General features: G+C 41.9%; 17 protein-coding genes and 1 tRNA gene. 7 read left to right on the top strand and 11 right to left on the bottom strand.

Translation table 11 applies throughout. The annotated features are described in order from the left end of the window. Window positions 1-10: 10 nt before the first annotated feature. The 3 genes from ACOI22_RS08950 to ACOI22_RS08940 all read right to left on the bottom strand — a co-directional run bounded on the left by ACOI22_RS08950 (window position 11) and on the right by ACOI22_RS08940 (window position 2,649). Window positions 11-1,072, bottom strand: coding sequence for a methyltransferase (locus ACOI22_RS08950; RefSeq protein WP_420671680.1), 1,062 nt, complete (start codon window positions 1,070-1,072; stop codon window positions 11-13). After that, a complete protein-coding gene (gene trmB / locus ACOI22_RS08945; protein ID WP_420671679.1) occupies window positions 1,072-1,800 on the bottom strand; it encodes a tRNA (guanosine(46)-N7)-methyltransferase TrmB in 729 nt (242 codons plus the stop codon). Before trmB ends, ACOI22_RS08950 begins: the two co-directional genes overlap by 1 nt. 93 nt (window positions 1,801-1,893) lie before the next feature. Then, window positions 1,894-2,649, bottom strand: a complete 756-nt coding sequence (locus ACOI22_RS08940) for an alpha/beta fold hydrolase (RefSeq protein ID WP_420671678.1) — start codon at window positions 2,647-2,649, stop codon at window positions 1,894-1,896. A gap of 92 nt (window positions 2,650-2,741) precedes the next feature. Between ACOI22_RS08940 and mutY the strand changes: the two genes are divergently transcribed. The 4 genes from mutY (at window position 2,742) to ACOI22_RS08920 (ending at window position 4,931) form a co-directional block, all read left to right on the top strand. After that, complete coding sequence (gene mutY, locus ACOI22_RS08935) at window positions 2,742-3,827, top strand: A/G-specific adenine glycosylase (RefSeq protein ID WP_420671677.1); 1,086 nt, start codon at window positions 2,742-2,744, stop codon at window positions 3,825-3,827. Between the two features lie 35 nt (window positions 3,828-3,862). Continuing rightward, window positions 3,863-4,135 carry an oxidative damage protection protein gene (locus tag ACOI22_RS08930; RefSeq protein ID WP_420671676.1) on the top strand — a complete coding sequence of 91 codons (273 nt, stop codon included), beginning with the start codon at window positions 3,863-3,865 and terminating at the stop codon, window positions 4,133-4,135. Between the two features lie 130 nt (window positions 4,136-4,265). Further along, window positions 4,266-4,341: transfer RNA gene (locus ACOI22_RS08925), tRNA-Phe, on the top strand. Between the two features lie 308 nt (window positions 4,342-4,649). Next, window positions 4,650-4,931, top strand: coding sequence for a hypothetical protein (locus ACOI22_RS08920; RefSeq protein ID WP_420671675.1), 282 nt, complete (start codon window positions 4,650-4,652; stop codon window positions 4,929-4,931). An 85-nt stretch (window positions 4,932-5,016) separates the two neighbouring features. Here the strand turns inward: ACOI22_RS08920 and ACOI22_RS08915 are convergent, their stop codons facing one another. Continuing rightward, window positions 5,017-5,661, bottom strand: a complete 645-nt coding sequence (locus ACOI22_RS08915) for a hypothetical protein (RefSeq protein WP_420671674.1) — start codon at window positions 5,659-5,661, stop codon at window positions 5,017-5,019. 971 nt (window positions 5,662-6,632) lie between these two features. On the opposite strand from ACOI22_RS08915, the gene ACOI22_RS08910 reads away from it, so the two are divergent. The 3 genes from ACOI22_RS08910 (at window position 6,633) to ACOI22_RS08900 (ending at window position 9,327) form a co-directional block, all read left to right on the top strand. Then, window positions 6,633-7,343, top strand: coding sequence for a DUF1499 domain-containing protein (locus ACOI22_RS08910; RefSeq protein WP_420671673.1), 711 nt, complete (start codon window positions 6,633-6,635; stop codon window positions 7,341-7,343). A 395-nt stretch (window positions 7,344-7,738) separates the two neighbouring features. Beyond that, window positions 7,739-8,911, top strand: coding sequence for a porin (locus ACOI22_RS08905; RefSeq protein WP_420672348.1), 1,173 nt, complete (start codon window positions 7,739-7,741; stop codon window positions 8,909-8,911). Continuing rightward, window positions 8,911-9,327: a hypothetical protein gene (locus ACOI22_RS08900; RefSeq protein WP_420671672.1), complete on the top strand. Its 417-nt coding sequence runs from the start codon at window positions 8,911-8,913 to the stop codon at window positions 9,325-9,327. Before ACOI22_RS08905 ends, ACOI22_RS08900 begins: the two co-directional genes overlap by 1 nt. A gap of 72 nt (window positions 9,328-9,399) precedes the next feature. Here the strand turns inward: ACOI22_RS08900 and ACOI22_RS08895 are convergent, their stop codons facing one another. The 7 genes from ACOI22_RS08895 to ACOI22_RS08865 are packed head-to-tail and all read right to left on the bottom strand — an operon-like array spanning window position 9,400 to window position 17,531. Further along, on the bottom strand, window positions 9,400-10,197 hold the full coding sequence (locus ACOI22_RS08895; protein ID WP_420671671.1) for a sterol desaturase family protein: 798 nt from the start codon (window positions 10,195-10,197) through the stop codon (window positions 9,400-9,402). A gap of 2 nt (window positions 10,198-10,199) precedes the next feature. Further along, window positions 10,200-10,850 carry a CDP-alcohol phosphatidyltransferase family protein gene (locus ACOI22_RS08890; protein ID WP_420671670.1) on the bottom strand — a complete coding sequence of 217 codons (651 nt, stop codon included), beginning with the start codon at window positions 10,848-10,850 and terminating at the stop codon, window positions 10,200-10,202. After that, complete coding sequence (locus ACOI22_RS08885; protein WP_420671669.1) at window positions 10,844-11,482, bottom strand: ATP-binding cassette domain-containing protein; 639 nt, start codon at window positions 11,480-11,482, stop codon at window positions 10,844-10,846. Before ACOI22_RS08885 ends, ACOI22_RS08890 begins: the two co-directional genes overlap by 7 nt. Next, the gene (locus ACOI22_RS08880) at window positions 11,479-13,266 is read right to left on the bottom strand and encodes an ABC transporter permease (protein WP_420671668.1); all 1,788 of its coding nucleotides are present in this window, start codon (window positions 13,264-13,266) and stop codon (window positions 11,479-11,481) included. The genes ACOI22_RS08885 and ACOI22_RS08880 overlap by 4 nt, the downstream gene beginning before the upstream one ends. Further along, on the bottom strand, window positions 13,266-14,522 hold the full coding sequence (locus ACOI22_RS08875) for an ABC transporter substrate-binding protein (RefSeq protein WP_420671667.1): 1,257 nt from the start codon (window positions 14,520-14,522) through the stop codon (window positions 13,266-13,268). Before ACOI22_RS08875 ends, ACOI22_RS08880 begins: the two co-directional genes overlap by 1 nt. Further along, complete coding sequence (locus tag ACOI22_RS08870; RefSeq protein WP_420671666.1) at window positions 14,509-15,363, bottom strand: DUF547 domain-containing protein; 855 nt, start codon at window positions 15,361-15,363, stop codon at window positions 14,509-14,511. Before ACOI22_RS08870 ends, ACOI22_RS08875 begins: the two co-directional genes overlap by 14 nt. Window positions 15,364-15,377: 14 nt before the next feature. Further along, window positions 15,378-17,531 (bottom strand): FAD-dependent oxidoreductase, encoded by a 2,154-nt coding sequence (locus tag ACOI22_RS08865; protein WP_420671665.1) that lies wholly within the window; start codon window positions 17,529-17,531, stop codon window positions 15,378-15,380. Window positions 17,532-17,539: the final 8 nt, after the last annotated feature.

Genomic DNA, 17,539 nt, shown 5'->3' with positions numbered 1-17,539 from the left:
AATGTACCGTCTATTTTTTAGGTTTCGTCACTGAATATACACGATATTTAGTTGTGGCGGCTACTTCTTTAAAGCCTTTAAATACCTTGTCTAGAATATCGGGGTAAGGCAAAAACCTATTCGCCACTAAGGTCATGTTAGCATAGGGGTTACTACTACTAAATGCCTGTTTTATGAAGTTTTCAGTAATGGTGTACTCGTTTTTAATACCATCGTGAAACGGCGGGTTTGACACAATATGGTCAAAGCGCTTGTACTGATCAACAAAACCGTCACAAGCATGTACAGTGGCCTCTACTTCATTTAAGGCTACGTTCTTTTCACTGCAGTAAACCGCCAAGGCCGATACGTCACTCATGCTCACTTTTAAGCGCTTATGGTAGGTATGCGCTACCTTTGCAAAGTAACATGCAATTACACCTGTGCCGCAGGCAAAGTCGTAAAACTCGCCTTTCATTGCCATAACTGGGTCTACCGGAAATTGCTTGAGTAATAAATCGGTACCAGGGTCAAGCTGCTTGTGGCCAAATACGCCAGGCAAGGTATAAAGGCTTATGGTAATGCCATTAATGGTGTAATCACGGGTAGTGGCGTAGTCGTCAAGCTCAAAGCTTGCTTTGGGCTGCTTAACACTTACCGCGTATATTGCGCAGTGTTTGGCGCTGTCTATTTTGTTAACGGTTTCGCCTACTTTTTCAAGTAGTTTGGCCACACTTTTTATGCCGGCTTTATTTTCACCTACTACCAGCAGCATGCCCTTTGGTTTTAATAAAGCTGCGGCGTTTTGAATAAGCATATCAAGTTGTTGTTTTGCTTTTGGCATGTAAATAAGCACGCCATCAAAAGCGGGTAGTTTCAGTGCTTTAGAATCAAACGCAGCGGCGAAATGCTGTGCTTGGCTTGCTTGTTTAACACAGGCACTATAATGATGATGAAACTGATGCAGGCCCACTATGTTCGGATTGTTTATTTGCGTAAAAACATCAGCGTCGCTGGGGTTTATAAATGCCCAGTTGCCTTGTTCAAAAATTTCACTGTTGCGCAGAACTATTTGGCTAGGAGGCGATATCATTAGGCAACTCGCTTAAAGATAATATCCCACACACCGTGGCCTAACTTTTGGCCGCGTACTTCAAATTTAGTAATAGGGCGATAATTAGGGCGGGGTACAAAATCCCCAGTGCCTGATGTATTTTCAAAACCTGGTGCATTTTGCATCACTTCAAGCATATGTTCAGCGTAGGGTTCCCAGTCAGTTGCCATGTGGAATTCACCGCCTATTTTTAGCTTTGTACGAATATGGGCAACAAACTCAGTTTGTACTATTCGGCGTTTATGATGACGGGTTTTATGCCAAGGGTCGGGGAAAAACAACTGAAGGCGGTCAAGGCTTTCATCGGCTATGTTTTTATCAAGCACTTCAATTGCATCGTGTTCAAACACGCGAAGGTTAGTAACACCTGCTTCTTGGGCTGATGCTAAACATGCGCCCACTCCAGGGCGATGAACTTCAATACCAATAAAATCAGAATCAGGCGCATTTGCAGCCATTTCAACTAATGACTTACCCATACCAAAACCAATTTCGAGTATGCGTTGAACTTTGTCATCTTTACGAGCGAATACTTCATCTAAGTTTAGTAAGCCTTGCTCAATGCTTAGGCCCATGCTTGGCCAGTTTTCTTCAATAGCTTTTGCTTGGGCTTTGGTTAAGCGCCCTTCGCGTTTTACAAAGCTTTTAACTTTAGATATGTAAACGCCTGCGGCACGGGCTTCTTCTTCAGAATTAAAGCGACTCATTATGGTGTAATACTCGTAGGTGATAAGGCTAAATAATAGCCGCGTATTATCCCAGTACTACTTGTAAATGCAATTGATTATGTCAATTAAGCGCTAGCTGTGGGCTAAAATGTGCTGGGTAAGTAATTGCGCAAGCTCATTTGGGCGAGTTAAAGGCATCATGTGGGCGGTATCAGTAAAATCATGGTGTTTGGCTTGCTTGGCTGTATTGCAAAATTGCTCAATTTTAGTAGCCGGTGCAATTACATCATGCCGGGCGCTAAACCAACACTGCGCAATGCTTAACTTGGCTAGCTTATTTGCTAAATCTTTACGCGGTGTGGTGCTGCTAATGTGCCCGTGTAGCGCGCTAGCGCCTAAATCAGATTCCATGTCTAAAACTGTTTGAACCAAGGGGGAGTTGTTATTGCTTTGATCAATTTCACTTTGAGTAAAATACTGTTGCAACTTGGCGCTATTAAGCCCTGTAAACTTTTTTTGTTTAATTGCTTTTAACATTTGCATACGGCTACGAGTTTCTTGTTCGCTTAAGCCATAGGGGTTGTAGCCAATAAAACTTAGGCTAGCTATGTTATGGGTAAACTTACCATCAAGTGCTGCTAAGGCCGCTACGTAGGCCCCCATTGAATATGCCACCAAATGTACTTTTTCACTAAAGCTATTTAGCCTATCGGCAGTAAGCGCCAACATGTTTTCTAGCGTGTCAGCCCATTGCAAAGGAACATACGAGCGGTGGTCTAAATTCATTTGCTGCCAAAGCGGTATAAAAATACGTTCATCGCAAAGCGTACCCGGAAGAAAAATAACAGGCGCTTTAATAGCAGGCAAGGTTGAGGTGTTTACGAGCATAAAATTGGTCTATTGCTGTGGAATACGAGTATCATTACACCAATTAACGATTTTTAACATGCTTATGCGGTAAATAAGGTGAAATTGATACAATGACAAGCCAGCAGGTCCCATTTCAGTTTAGCAAGCAAGTGCTTGCATGGTTTGATGAACATGGCCGAAAACATTTGCCGTGGCAACAAAATAAAAGCCGATATTCAGTATGGGTATCAGAAATAATGCTTCAGCAAACACAAGTGAAAACGGTGATTCCTTACTTCACTAAGTTTATGGAAAAATTTCCAAGCATTACTGATTTAGCAAACGCCGAGCAAGACCAAGTACTTCATTTATGGACTGGCCTTGGGTACTACGCGCGAGCAAGAAATTTACATAAAGCCGCCCAAATAGTTCGTGACAACTACAATGGAGAGTTCCCAGCTACCTTTGATGAAGTGCTAGGTTTGCCGGGTATAGGCAAATCTACGGCGGCTGCGGTGCTTTCACTGGCTAACAACCAAGCTTATGTAATTATGGATGGTAACGTAAAACGTGTTTTAGCGCGCTTTTATACCATTGAAGGTTGGCCAGGTAATAAAAAGGTAGAAGACAGCTTGTGGGAATTGGCTGAGTCACTTAAACCTAGTGAGCGCTACGGTGATTACACTCAAGCTATGATGGATTTAGGAGCCACCTTATGCACGCGCTCAAAACCCAATTGCGACGAATGCCCCGTGCAAAGCCACTGCATGGCTTTTGCTCAGGGTGTGCAGGCCGAGTACCCGCATAAAAAACCTAAAAAGCAGATTCCCGTAAAAACAACCAAAATGGTCATACCTTTTTATCAAGGCAGGGTGCTAATGACCAAACGCCCGCAAAGTGGAATATGGGGCGGGCTTTGGGGGTTTTATGAAAGTTCCGATACTTCGCAGTTACCGGCCCACATTCAGCAACTTATTAACAATAGTGCTACTAAACTTGAAGCACTAAGCCCTTTTAGACATACATTTAGCCATTTTCACTTAGATATTCAGCCTGAGTTAATGATATTAGGCGCAGCTCCTTCAAATAATGTGAATGAGCCTACAATAGTAGATGACGAGAACCAGCAACTGTGGTTTGATGTGCACCAAGCAAGCGAAGTGGGTTTAGCCGCCCCCACAGTGAAAATTTTTAAACAATTGCAAACTATGTTTTAATTAAGCATAAGCGCTAATAAATAATGGAAACACAAATGAGTAGAGAAGTGTACTGTGAACACTTAAAGAAGAATGCCCCTGGTTTAGATTTTCAACTGTACCCTGGCGACTTAGGCAAGCGTATTTTTGATAATATTTCAAAAGAAGCGTTTGGCCTATGGCAAAAAAAACAAACCATGCTAATAAACGAAAATAAGCTAAATATGATGGAAGCGAACGATCGTAAATTTTTAGAAGAAAAAATGAGCGCATTTTTGTTTGAGGGTGTTGAACCCACTATTGAAGGTTACGTTCCGCCTACAAAATAGCCAGTTGAAACAAATTTGCCACTTAAACGCATAAAAAGCGCAAAAAGCTATTGACTTAAGCACTCAAAATCCGTTTAATACGCACCCACAGCGAAATACAGCATTTTGAAAACAAATTGCACCATTTCCTGCCTCGATAGCTCAGTTGGTAGAGCAGCGGATTGAAAATCCGCGTGTCCCTGGTTCGATCCCGGGTCGAGGCACCATTATTCTAAGAGCCCTTGAGTTTTCTCAGGGGCTTTTTTTATATGCACTAAGACAAATTACTAGTGGTACTTAATGCAATATGAAATACCTATTCCAAAGATAAACCGTAATGGCACATATTACCTTAGGTATAATATACCGGCCTCGATGAGACACCTCACGAAGCACTCTACTGGATACCCATTCTCTGCTACCATTTTGGGGCACAGTAAAAGAGGCAGCGTCCGCTAGAGACTTACCTATACCAGTAAGCCTTATCAACCTAGGCTCCGTAAAGTTTGCACGCTCTAAACCTAAGAATACCCCTTTGTTCGTTAACCCTAAGACACAAGAGCAAACGTCTGCTGGTGGGTTCCGTAAAGCTTTCACAACTTACCTTGATAGAATTGAAGGCTTTGGGCGCGAAGGAAGGCCACCCACACACGCCTTTATACACGGTATTGAGACAATGTTTAGAGATCTTGAGGAACATGATGACATTAGAACTTACATTACAGGTAGAGCTACAAAGGGCTCTAGTGAGGTTTACGGGAGCTTCCTTGAGCAGGCAAAGAACGTGCTCGATAGGATACCCAAACTAGACCTATAACAACCAACTATGGACAGTAAAAGTCGTGTACACACATTCATAATTGAGGTCTCAAAAAAATCCCCCCGTAGGACTATATGACGTTTTAAGAATTGTCTAAAGTAAAGCCAGTATATGAACGACTAATTGACTTCACCTTTGTAGAGTCTATGTTACGACTACTTATAATGCCTTCTACTCTTATTCCTATACCTCTGCCGTCTGGTGATGTTAATGTGCTATAATCACTATTAGCAAAGTCTACAATGTGAGTCGCCACAGTAAACCCATCTTTATCCGTAAGTATCAGATTGAAATCTTCTAGTCTCGCCAAGAGCTCTTCGGCTTTCATATTTGCATTGCTATCTAAATCAGGTGAGCTTGCGCCAGATAGCTTGTCGTCATTTTCCTTAGTGCCCTGCTGCAGTTTTATGTGGTCAGCATCATAAAGCTCGAGTATATAATCTACGGCAGAGTATCTGACTCTGAAAAGCCCCTTTACATACAAGTGATTTGGTAAAGAAAAGTCTTGTTCGAATATTGATTGGCTTTCAACTGGATACTCAAAGCTTGATTGGTCTGTTACAAGACGCTTCTTGCCATCAATCACCCAATAAATATTGCCTGTATCATTTTCTATTAGAAATACTCTATTGCCAAGCTCCACAAGCTTTAGTTCTTCTGACTTATCGATACAGCCAGTTAAAGTGACAAAGAAAGTTAAAAGAACAGCGAGTTTTAGTAATGACATAATATCCCTTTTTATATTCAATTTGCTTTCGCAAAATCACCGCTTCTTCAATGAGCGGCTCTTTCTGACAATTGTCTGCCGAGATGTATAAAATTCACTGACAAGCAACGATGTCCTAAAACCGTATCAGTCTAAACACTTGCATGTCAAACTAAAATACTTACTAGATGTGAGTAAAATAGGTAGCTACGCCCAATGCTTTAAAGGTCATTAAGCGAAAGCCATTAAGAGAGCACAATGATGTAACTATATAGGTACTAAAATCTGTATACGCATATCTGTAATGGTCTAATTACCTTAGACACTTCGTCAGACACTTTTTACATTTCTTAACCAACTCGGCTAAACATTGCTGCGTTAGAATTTTTGCTTTAGTAGGAGACAAGGCTGGGAACTGACCGAGTGTTACTCGAACCGGTTTGCCGCCATGCACACGTTTAAAAATGGAGAACGTTTTTATTCCCGTCGGTGTGATTCGTAAGCGTAACTCTGGTAGTTTTTTATCTCGATACTCTGCTCTATTTATTGCTGGTATCGGTAAACTCTCAATTGTTGAAACATTCAAATTTACTAAAGAATCCATTTTAGTAATCGTTAGAAGAGATGATATTTATCTATATGTTTTTGATCAATTTAATTAAATGGCGTGAGAGTGCGTTAGACTGAATTATACCGATTTTTAGAATTGAAAATCCACGTGCTCCTGCCCATTCGGTAAGTCGCGATCCCGGGTCGAGGCACCATTATTCCAAGAGCCCTGAACAGAAATGTTCGGGGCTTTTTTGTTTCTACACCGCGAGTTACGTAGGTTTCTCATTTCAATAGGCATATCTTATCAGGAGTAACTGAGGAGCAGCTACTTTATAAGTGAGTGGATCACCATTGCACATTTATCTTCGATAAAGTAATCCAAAACACCAAAATGCCTGTTAAAGTAGTCCAAAATATAAAACAAAAATAATGGAGTTCCCTTGAAAATATTAGTCGCACTAACCAGTATCCTTGGTTTTTTGATGGTTGTACTACCTGGCCCGCTGTATCAGTTCACAGGTGTGGGTTTAGGTACAGCATTTGCCTCATTACGCTACGGGGTTTATGTTGGCGGTGCCGCTATTATCCTTATCGTACTTCACGTAATTATAAATCGTAAGAATATTAGCTGGGGCAGTACAGCTGTATATGCTGTTTTAGCGATAATTGCGGTTGCCATGCCGGTAAGTATGATGAGCAAGGCAAGCACTGTACCTCCTATTCACGACATTACCACTGATGTTACAAACCCTCCTGAGTTTGTTGCTATTGCACCGCTTCGCGAAGGTGCGCCAAACGATGTTAATTACGAAGGTGGTGATATTACTAAGCAACAGCTAGAAGCGTATCCAGAAATTAAAACGCAGCTACTTTCTCAACCTATAAGTGAAGTGTACATTGCTGCAGAAAAAGCCATAGCGACACTTGGTTGGGATAACGTTACCGCTGGTGCTCTACCTAATACGCTAGAAGCCACAGATACCACAACATGGTTTGGCTTTAAAGACGATGTGGTAATCAGGCTGACTGAAAAGGGCGACAATACGCTTGTGGATGTTCGTAGTAAGTCTCGAGTGGGTAAAAGTGATTTAGGCAAAAACGCAGAACGTATTAATACCTTTATGGCAGAGCTTAGAAAGCAGCTTGGCTAAGCCATTGCCAGCATGCACTGCCTTAAAATAAACAATTGAACTAAAAACACTAAAGCGAAAATAGCGATATAATCGCTAGCACATAATAGCCCGTCTTGTTCAGCAAGTCGGGCTTTTAATTTCAGTTATACAGAGCAGTCCTTTTCGTGCTGAGTAAAATTAAACACATGTTATTTGGATTTAAAGCACTTCTGCAATGGTCTAATTTTCCTAGATATCTCGATAGAGGTTTTATAAGCTCTAACAAGTTTTAAATTTTTTGTAAAACAAAGTTTTATAGCATGCGCCGCGTTAATAAACCTTGACACATAGCGCATGCATAGTATTTTAAATATACATCAGACCACTATACACAATTCCAAACTTTGACAAATAACACGCTTAAGACCCTTTCAATAGTTATTGTTCTTCAGTCCTTATTTTGCCTTCCATCTCTTGCTGAAGAAGATAATAAACTACACTTTTCGGGTTTCGGAAGGTTTATTCTAGGGCATTTAGATGACCAAAATGCCGAGTATGCAGGCTACACAAACAAGTTATCAGTAAATAAGCAATCGTTGCTTGGTTTACAAGCAGACTACACCTTTAACAATAAGTTTTCTGTGACCACTCAATTTGTTGCCTACACCGAGGACCAACGAAACTCAGGTTTGGAGTGGCTATATGCTACATATCAACCCAACAATGCGTTACGCATAAAGTTTGGGCGCCAGCGAATTCCTTTTTTTAATTACAGTGATAGCTTAGATGTAGGCTTCGCATACCCCTGGCTAACCTTGCCTCAGCAATTTTATGATACGGCTTTTTTTTCTACCTTTGACGGTATTTTAGCTAACTATGAATTTCCTATAAGTGGTGGATATATAAATTACGAAGCTTATTGGGGCCGCTTTGACGATAAAATTTATTTAGCCAGTACTGAAATTGACACTAAGGTAATAGGCTTAGTGGGGTTTAACGCAACCTTAGGATATAACAACTTTACTTTGCGAGCGTCATACAACGAGGGCGATGTAAACATAAAGCAAGACGAAGCCGCGCAATTTGGTGAGATATTACGGCAATTAGGATTTGATAAAAACGCTGACTGGCTTAATGCCAATGGCTTAATTCAGTTTTATCAATTTAGCGCAAACTATGAAAACCTTGACTACTTTGTGCGAAGTGAAATTGCAAAAATGGTTGGCAAGGGTGGCTTAGTGGCTGATATCGACAGTTTCTATGTTTCTGTTGGTTATAACTTCTACCCCTATACTGTTTATCTTTCTTACAGTGAAAAAGACTTACATTTTGACCACATTCCCAATGAAATTCCTTTTGGATTATCACCCGAGATTGATACCCTAGCTTATACATACCAAGGGGTACTTGCTGCATTTCCTGATGATAAAGCAAATGGCACCAAAATTGGTATTAGGTGGGATTGGCGAACGAATATTGCTATTAAAGGCGAAATGACATTCGTAAAAGGAAAAGATGCCATTAGTAATGACTACGCTCTTAAAGACCTAGGCGGCTTTGACGGACAAGCCATTTTGTACCAATTTGGCATAGAGTGGGTGTTTTAATGAAGATTTGGCATGGTTTTGTGTTTTTAAGTCTTGCTGCGGCTAGTGTGTTTTGCAAAGCTGAGGCTGTGATAGTGGTTGCTAATACCCCTGACAAATCGATTCATTTGAATCGTCAACAGGTACGTAATATGTTTATGGGAATTGTATCCCCTTACGATTTTAAAGTGATTGCCTTAAGCCCAAATAACCAAGCGCGAGTGGTGTTTAATACGAAGGTTATTGGCTTAACAGAGTCACGTATTCAGTCGTATTGGGCGCAAATGCGTTTCACCGGACGCAAAACTTCGCCAGTGGAACTTCAAAATGAAAAGCTTATGCTCGACTTTCTTAAAGAAAATGAATTTTCGGTTGGTTATGTGTCGTCTACAACTAATATTCCCGAAGGCCTAACCGTCATATTTGAAACTGAATAATCAATATTATTGATGCCAGGGTTTGACCTACACGCTTACTGTTACTGTATTTTTCAGCTACCTTAGAAAGGACTACTGAGGTTTTCGATCAAATGGCATTTTTAACAGCGCCACTATACCTGCATTTTCTTTTGTGGGGGGGTAGTCAAATTGGCCTATTGCGATTTGCTCATCACTTTTCTCTGCCCGGCATTTAAAGCTACCAAAAAGCTTGTCCCACCACGACACACTAAATCCAAAGTTAGTATTTGACTCTTCCTTTTTTTGGCTGTGATGAATACGGTGCAAACGCTGGGTAATGATAAACAAGCCTAATTTGTCATCCCATTTTTGAGGAAGCCGAATGTTTGCATGATTAAATAAAGCAAACCCGTTAAGGCCTACCTCAAAAATAACAATTGCCATAACGGGTACGCCAAAAGCAATCACAACAAGCGCTTTAATAAACAAACTCAATACAATTTCAATGGGATGAAACCGAAGGCCTGTTGTGGTATCTACGTGGCTATCGGCATGATGCATTTTGTGAAAACGCCATAACAAGGGGATGGTATGAAACAAGCGATGTTGCCAATAAATGGTGATGTCTAACAAAACTATGCATAGCAAAATTGCGAGCCAACTGCTTATGTCCACATTGTTGAACACGCCAATGCCTGCGCTGTTCGCCCACAGCGCTACGCCAACCAGGCTTGCGGGTAATACCAGTTTTGAGCACACCGCGCCTAATACCACCATGCCTAAATTGCCTTTCCAACGCTGCAACCGGCTAAGCGTAGACTGCCTAGCCGGTTGCCATATCTCTAATACAGCCATAATGGCAAATATGCTTAAAAAAACACTTATTCGAATGAATGCAGAATTATCCACAGTTAACTCTTTTTGCGACTACAATCATTATTTATTCCTTCTACAGCGTTTAGGGTTTTAAAGCCACCGTATACTCGCGTTACGATTGTTACAGCGCAAGCTGCAGCAAACAAGTAGGCCAGAATAGGGAAATATGCCGGCCAAATACAAAAGGCCAAAAATAAGAGTATGGTTTCAGTGCCCTCAGTTAAGCCCTGCATGTAATAAAAACTCTTATTTTCAAACTGCGGCTTTTCAATATTGAATTTTTCTGCCGCAACAGCAAACGCCAAAAAACTACTGCCTGTTCCCACGAACGCGGTTAATAAAATAAGGGCCGGCACACCCCACTGAGTAGGGTTCGCAATACCAAAAGCCAAGGGCACTGCAGCGTAAAATAAAAAGTCTAAGCAAATGTCTAAAAACCCACCCGCGCTGCTACTACTGTTCTGATAACGGGCTAGCTCGCCATCAATACCATCAAATACTCGGTTAGCGACTATGCACAAAAATGCCAACACCCACCACCCCATAATAATTGCGGGTACCGATGCTAAACCAATAACAAAACCGGCTACTGTAACTTGATTTGGCGTTATGCATGCTTTATTGAGCGCAGCAACAATTGGCCTTAATAGAGGCTTTATATAAGGGGTAATGTTCGCATCTAACATGTTTGTATCTCTATTAAGTGGCCTTGTGCAGCTTGGGTGTCGTTAATATCATGCGTAACCAACACCGTTGGAATACCGCTGGCTTTAAGTTGCTCAAATACCCACTTTCGCATGTGTGTTTTAGTTGCTGTATCAAGTTTACTAAAAGGCTCATCAAGTAATACCACCTTTGGCGATGCGGCCAATGTGCGAAGAAGGGCAATGCGCGCCTGTTGACCACCCGATAAGGTTTGTACAGGGCGGTCATGTAAATCCTCAAGGCCAACTTGTTCAAGCATTTCACGTACCTTCTGATTGCGCAGGCGCTTTGAAAAACCGGGCGTAGTGGGTATAGCAAAAGCTATATTTTGCCCTACGCTCATGTGCTCAAAAAGCAGAGGGTCTTGATACAGCACTCCCACTCCGCGCGAAAATGCGGGTAAATGGTCAATGCATTCATTATTGATATATATACTGCCTGTTTGGGAAAAAGGCGCACTTAATTGCCCTGCAATTGCATTTAATAAGGTAGATTTCCCGGAACCACTTGGCCCCATAATAGAAAGTACTTCGCCGGCGTTTATCACTGTATCAATGTTAAGTAAGGGCTGCTTAAATCGAAGCACGCTCACCTTGTTCAAAGTTAATGTCATGATGCCGCTTTCCTTATTTTCAGAAGATTAAAACGCCCCATGGGGTTAAAACAAACCGTTGGCAACCACCAGGCTAGTAAAAACCCTAATATTGGCATTATCGTTTGTACCACAACATACACAGCGGTAAGCCTTGTACTGCTGCCTGAAGCTGCCGCGACTGCTTCGGTGGTAACTGTTGCTATGCGCCCGCCGGTACTCAACAAGGTGGGTAAATATTGGCTGAAACTAATGGCAAGCCCTAGTGCAAAGGCTATCATTAGAGGCCCAAACAACAGAGGTAGCTTTATATGTATAAACACCTGCCATGGTGATTTGCCCATACCATTGGCTACTTGAATATATTTAGGCTCAAATTTTCGATATGCCACGGCTAATGAAATAAACACATATGGCAATACATAAACCATATGACTAACAAATAAATGAAGCCACACCGCATCATTAAAGTAGGCTAATTGAAACCATACCAGGCCATATAAAAAAGCTACACCCGGCACAAGTAGTGGAAGAAACAAGGTGATAGAAAGAAGCGCGCTTGACCCGCCATTTAGCTTATTCAAGTGCTTATTAGGCAGTGCTTTTACGGTTTCAGCTTCTAGTGCCAAGGTAGCTATAAGTACAGAAAATGCGCTAACGATAACAGCAAGTATCATTGTGTTTTTAAATGGTTCAGCTAGCGCACTTAAAGTGGTTTGCCAATGAAGTAAGGTAAATCCTTGTGGTAACAAGCTAGGAAAAGACCAATACCCTGCAACTGACCAAAGCAGAGTGCTTACAACTATTAGCATTACCAAAAGCGCATAAATAGTCACCATTGTGTAGGCAAATATTTGCGCGAACCATTGGCCGGTTTGTCTGTTTCCATTGGTAAAAAACCAATCTTTTAACCATGTAAATAATTGCTCTGCTATTCGCCAAGTAGCAATGGCTAGCAGGGTGACTGCCACTTGAAGCATGGCTGCAGCAGATGCTTGAAAGCGCATAGACACATCTACATGATTAAACCACTGCACCACCGCTACCGCTAAGGTAGGAGGATTGTTTGGCCCCAACAATAACGGTATTTCGACATTAGCGGTTGCGTAGGCTAACACGGCTAAAATAGGTAAACGAACTTGGGGATACACCACTGGGAAAATGGTTTTGAAGAACGCAACAACCGGCGAGTAGCCCAGCGCACAAGCACTATTATAGTAGCCATCAAACTTTGTTTTCAGCTGGGGTTGCGATAACACACTTACCGCCATTAAAAATATAAAAGGGAGCTCTTTTATCGCCAAGGCGAGTATTATTGAGATGCCTTGCTTGTCGTAAGGAAAGTACCAAACTGGCGGCAATATGCCACCTGAGTTACTCATGGTATTAGTAAATATTTCACTAATATTTACTACCGCACTGGCAACAATGCCTGAGGGCGAAAGCACAAATAACAAAGCAATTGCGGCCGCAGCATGAGGCAAAACTAATAAAGGACTTAACCAGCTTTGTAGCTTATTTAAAAACGCAGAACGATAGAACACCGCTAACAATAAAAATGCACTGGCAACGGCAATAATGGTGGCTAAAAAGCCACTTGTAAATGAAAGCACTAGCATACTGACTAAGCCTTTTACCGCAAGCAATTGATTAAAAACATTCAAGGTAAATGAATGAGCATCAAGGGCAGGGAAGTACCCAAAAGCGGGTAGCAGAACACCTATTAGCCCGGCTAAAACCGGTAAACTTAATAGCGCTATAAGCAATAGCCGCACGCTTAGTGTTAGGCGCTCAAATACTGTCATTAGAAACGCTCACCGTAACGTTCAAACCAAGCTTGACGCAGTGCGTCGGTCCAGCTGCTGTGTGGCTCAGCAAATAGCGGTACAGACTTTTCCTTGTTTAAGGCCGATGGGTGCTGTGTAGGCTCTTCAAATAGGGCTTTGCTTGATGCTGACAGCAGCGAGCGGTCAAGCACTGAATCATCTCCCCACACCGCCAGTTGCTGTTTTTTGGCTTGCGCCTTGGGTGACAGCAAAAAGTTTACAACTTGCTTTGCGGCTGTCACATTGCTGGTATTGTAAGTAATACCAATAAAATGTACGTTTGCCAAACTACCGTTTTGCATTGCGTAGGTGCGAATACTTTGTGGTAGATCGTAGCGATTCACTGCACTGGGAATCTCTGAGGCGGTGAAAGAAAATGCCAATAGGAGTTCGCCTGTTCCCATTAATTGTTGAAGTTGTGAAGCCTGACGCACCATATAATCACCCTGTTTATACATAAGGGGATGCAGTGCATCTAAATATTGCCAAAGTGCCGGTGTAATTGTTGCAAGTGCTTGTGCATTTACGGGTTGATAAAGCACATCACGGTGGGCTTCATTTAGAGTAATAGCCGCGTATTTTAAAAAGCTGATGCCGAGGTAGTCATTAGGCAATGGATACGTAAAGCGGCCCGGGAATTGTTCAGCAAAAGATAGTAGTTCATTGATGTTAAGCGGTGGGCTACTTACCAATTTACTATTATAATAAAACACCATGGATGCCTTTCCCCACGGAGCCTCCTGCCCATTCGTAGGTATGCCAAAATCGTTTGTCATAGCAGGGTTTCTAGACGGGTTCGTTAGTGCAAAGTTGGGCACACTTGCTACCCAATTATCAAGTAGTAGGCCGTGGCGTTTCATGGCTGCAAAATTTTCACCGTTAATCCAGATCAAATTAACACTACCTTGGCTGTGGTTTCCCGCAGATTTTTCTGCCAACACACGCGACACCGCATCACTAGTATCGGCTAATTTCACATGGTTTACAGTAATGCCGTATTGAGCAGAAACCTGCTCATTGACCCACGCAATATAACTATTGACCTGCGCACTGCCGCCCCATGCATGAAACTGCACTGTGGTTGGCTGCTTTGTGCGTTGATGTACATCTGGCTGCTCAAGCTTTGCATATACATGTTTTGCAGGAAAGGTTAATAAAAATGAAAGCAGTAAAGGGAAGAGGGTTAGTCGCAGAAAAACAACTAACACCGCTAGGTTTACATTACTGTTTATCATTCAATGCCCAGTTGTAGTCTAAAAACTTGATGTTACTGCTTTCTTCTTTAAGCAATTTTACGTGTGATTCGCTAAGCGACAAGGCATCTTCGTATTGCGCTAAAAAACCACTCAAGCTTGATGAACCGCGCCATTGCATAGCAAAGTCTTCTGTATACCAATCAAAAATTTTAGACACATACAAAGTGTTTTCTTTAGCATAATTACGGCTTTTATCTGATAAAAACCGCAGGGTTTGCTGCTCAAGCTGCTCATCTAATTGGCTGCCAAGGTAAGCTTCTTCACGCAATGCCGGGCAACCAATGCTGGCGCAATTTACGGCAAAATGAATGCGCGGTTCACTATAAACACCTTCTTCACGAATAAGCCCATGCTCTATGTTATCAAGGCTACGTTTCTCACCTAGTAACATGGCAAATTCTTTTTTCCAAGGCGATGAAAAAAAGCTACCAATATCGCGAATGGAAGATATTTCAGGGTAGCGAGTTAAAATCAAATCAATGGTATAAGCGTTATAGGCGTTAATTAAAAAAGCCAATTGACTGGCTTTATCCCACTGGTCAAAAGTTTGTTGTGACACACCGGCTAAGCTTTTAAGATACACCTTAAGTGCCTCTTGTGATGATTTAAAGCCCGCGTAATCTACTTCAGTGCTAGTTCCCTTAAAATCAAACGTTTTGCCGTTTGGGGCATCTATTGGGTTGATGGGTGATACATACTTCTCTAGCAAGCTTGTAAATGGCGCATGTAATTCATCCTCAGCGTGTGTCAAAGATGGTATTAGAACTGCGGTTAATACAAACATTTGTAGCATTTTATTAAAAGCGTTAATTAATTTCATTGTATTGTTACCCCTTATCCACGACGCCAAGTGTGAAATTTCTCCACAAAACTTAATAATTTTTCTGGTTGATTTGCGCGTTTCCATGCACCCGCTGTTGCCTTTGCGCCCTCAGCCCATGTGGGATATGCATGAATAGTCCCCAGTATCTTGTTAAGGCCCAAGTCGTGTTTCATGGCTAAAACAAACTCAGCTAGCAAATCACCGGCGTGCTCAGACACTATGGTCACGCCTAAAATTTTATCTTTTCCTGGCGGTGTTAGCACTTTAATAAAGCCTTTTCTGGCACTTTCTGCAATAGCCCTATCAAGCTCTTCAAATTCATAACGGGTTACCTCAACATCTATGCCTTTTTCAGATGCGTCGGTCTCATTTAGACCCACTCGCGCTACTTCTGGATCAATAAAGGTAGTCCATGGAATAACACGGTAATCTACCTTAAACTTTTTGAATACGCCAAATAAGGCGTTAACTGCAGCGTACCATGCATGATGAGAGGCAACGTGCGTAAACTGATACGGCCCCACTACATCACCTGCTGCAAAAATATTTGGCATTAAGGTTTGTAGATACTCGTCGGTTTCTATGGTGCGATCAAATCGAACGCCTAATTCTTCTAATCCAAAACCGTTAAGACGTGCCTTACGGCCTACCGCAACAATGACTTCATCGTACTCTATTGCCTGTTCGTTACCATTGTGCTCAACAATTAACGTTTTAACGCCGTTGTTATTTTCAAAACGAAGTGCATCATGGCTTGTTAACACATTTACGCCGCTGTCATGAAGCACCGATTCTGCAAACTCAGCCACTTCTTTATCTTCTCGGCCCATTAGGTGGCTTGAGCGTTCAACTTGCGTCACCTTACTGCCTAAACGCGCAAATGCTTGTGCTAATTCACAGCCAATGGGACCACCACCTAATACAATCATGCGTTTGGGGGTTTCATCAAGTTCCGCAAATCGGCTCCATAAAGTATCTGATGTTACATAACCGCTTTGTTCAATTCCCGGTAATGAGGGCACAAAAGGGCTTGCGCCAGTGGCCACTACAATGCTTTTGGTAGTAAGTATTTGCGTGCCGCCATCATTTTGCTTAATTTCAACGGTCCATGGGTCAATAATTTTAGCGTAACCTTTTACCACATCTACGCCCAAACTAGTGTAACGCTCTACGCTGTCTACGGGTGCAATTGTGGCAATTACATTGTGTACTCTTTGCATCACAGTTTTAAAAGACATGCTAGGTTCAACGTTGTCCAAACCGTAATTTTCTGCATTGCGCATTTGGTTTGCCACTTTAGCTGACTTAATAATAGCTTTACTTGGTACACAACCATAATTTAAACAGTCACCGCCCATTTCTCCGGCTTCAACTAAAGTAACTTTCGCTTTCACCGCCGCAGCAATATAGCTAGTAACTAAGCCACCTGCGCCAGCGCCAATTACAATAAGGTTCCTATCAAATTTGGCCGGCTTTTTATATCCTTTATACACTCGGCGGCGTTCAAAAAATGCAACTATGGCTTTAGCAATCCATGGGAATATACCCAGTAAAATAAACGAAAAAATAAGCCCCGGTGACACAATCCCTGACAAACTTTCTATTTGCGCAAGTTGTGTACCCGCGTTTACATATACCACGGTACCGGCTAACATTCCTAGCTGGCTTACCCAGTAAAAAGTCCACGTTTTAATTGATGTTAAGCCCATCAGCATGTTAATTAGGAAAAACGGAAACACTGGCACCAAACGCAAGGTAAATAAGTAAAATGCACCTTGCTTTTCAACGCCTTCATCAATCTTTTTGAGTTTCTCACTAAAGCGCTTTCTTACCGTGTCACGCAATATAAAACGTGCCACTAAAAAGGCCAGCGTAGCACCTACGCTAGAAGCAAAAGATACAATAATAAAGCCCTGCGTTAGGCCGAATAAGGCGCCAGCTGCCAGCGTCAGAATTGCTGCACCAGGCAACGACAAAGCCGTAACCGCCACATATACAGCGAAGAAAACGCCAATACTCACTATTGGGTTTTGTTCAATTTGTTGGGTAAAGGTATCAAGCGAACCTTTCATACCTTCAAGTGTTAGGTATGTGTTTAAATTAAAATAAAAAAAGCTAAAAATGGCAGCAACCAATACGGCTACAAGTGCAATTTTCTTAAACATAAATATTT

Source organism: Glaciecola sp. 2405UD65-10 (genome assembly GCF_048820975.1).
Classification (GTDB): Bacteria; Pseudomonadota; Gammaproteobacteria; order Enterobacterales; family Alteromonadaceae; genus Glaciecola.
Note: the sequence above shows the minus strand (reverse complement) of the source record. Positions and strands in the feature narration are given on the sequence as shown.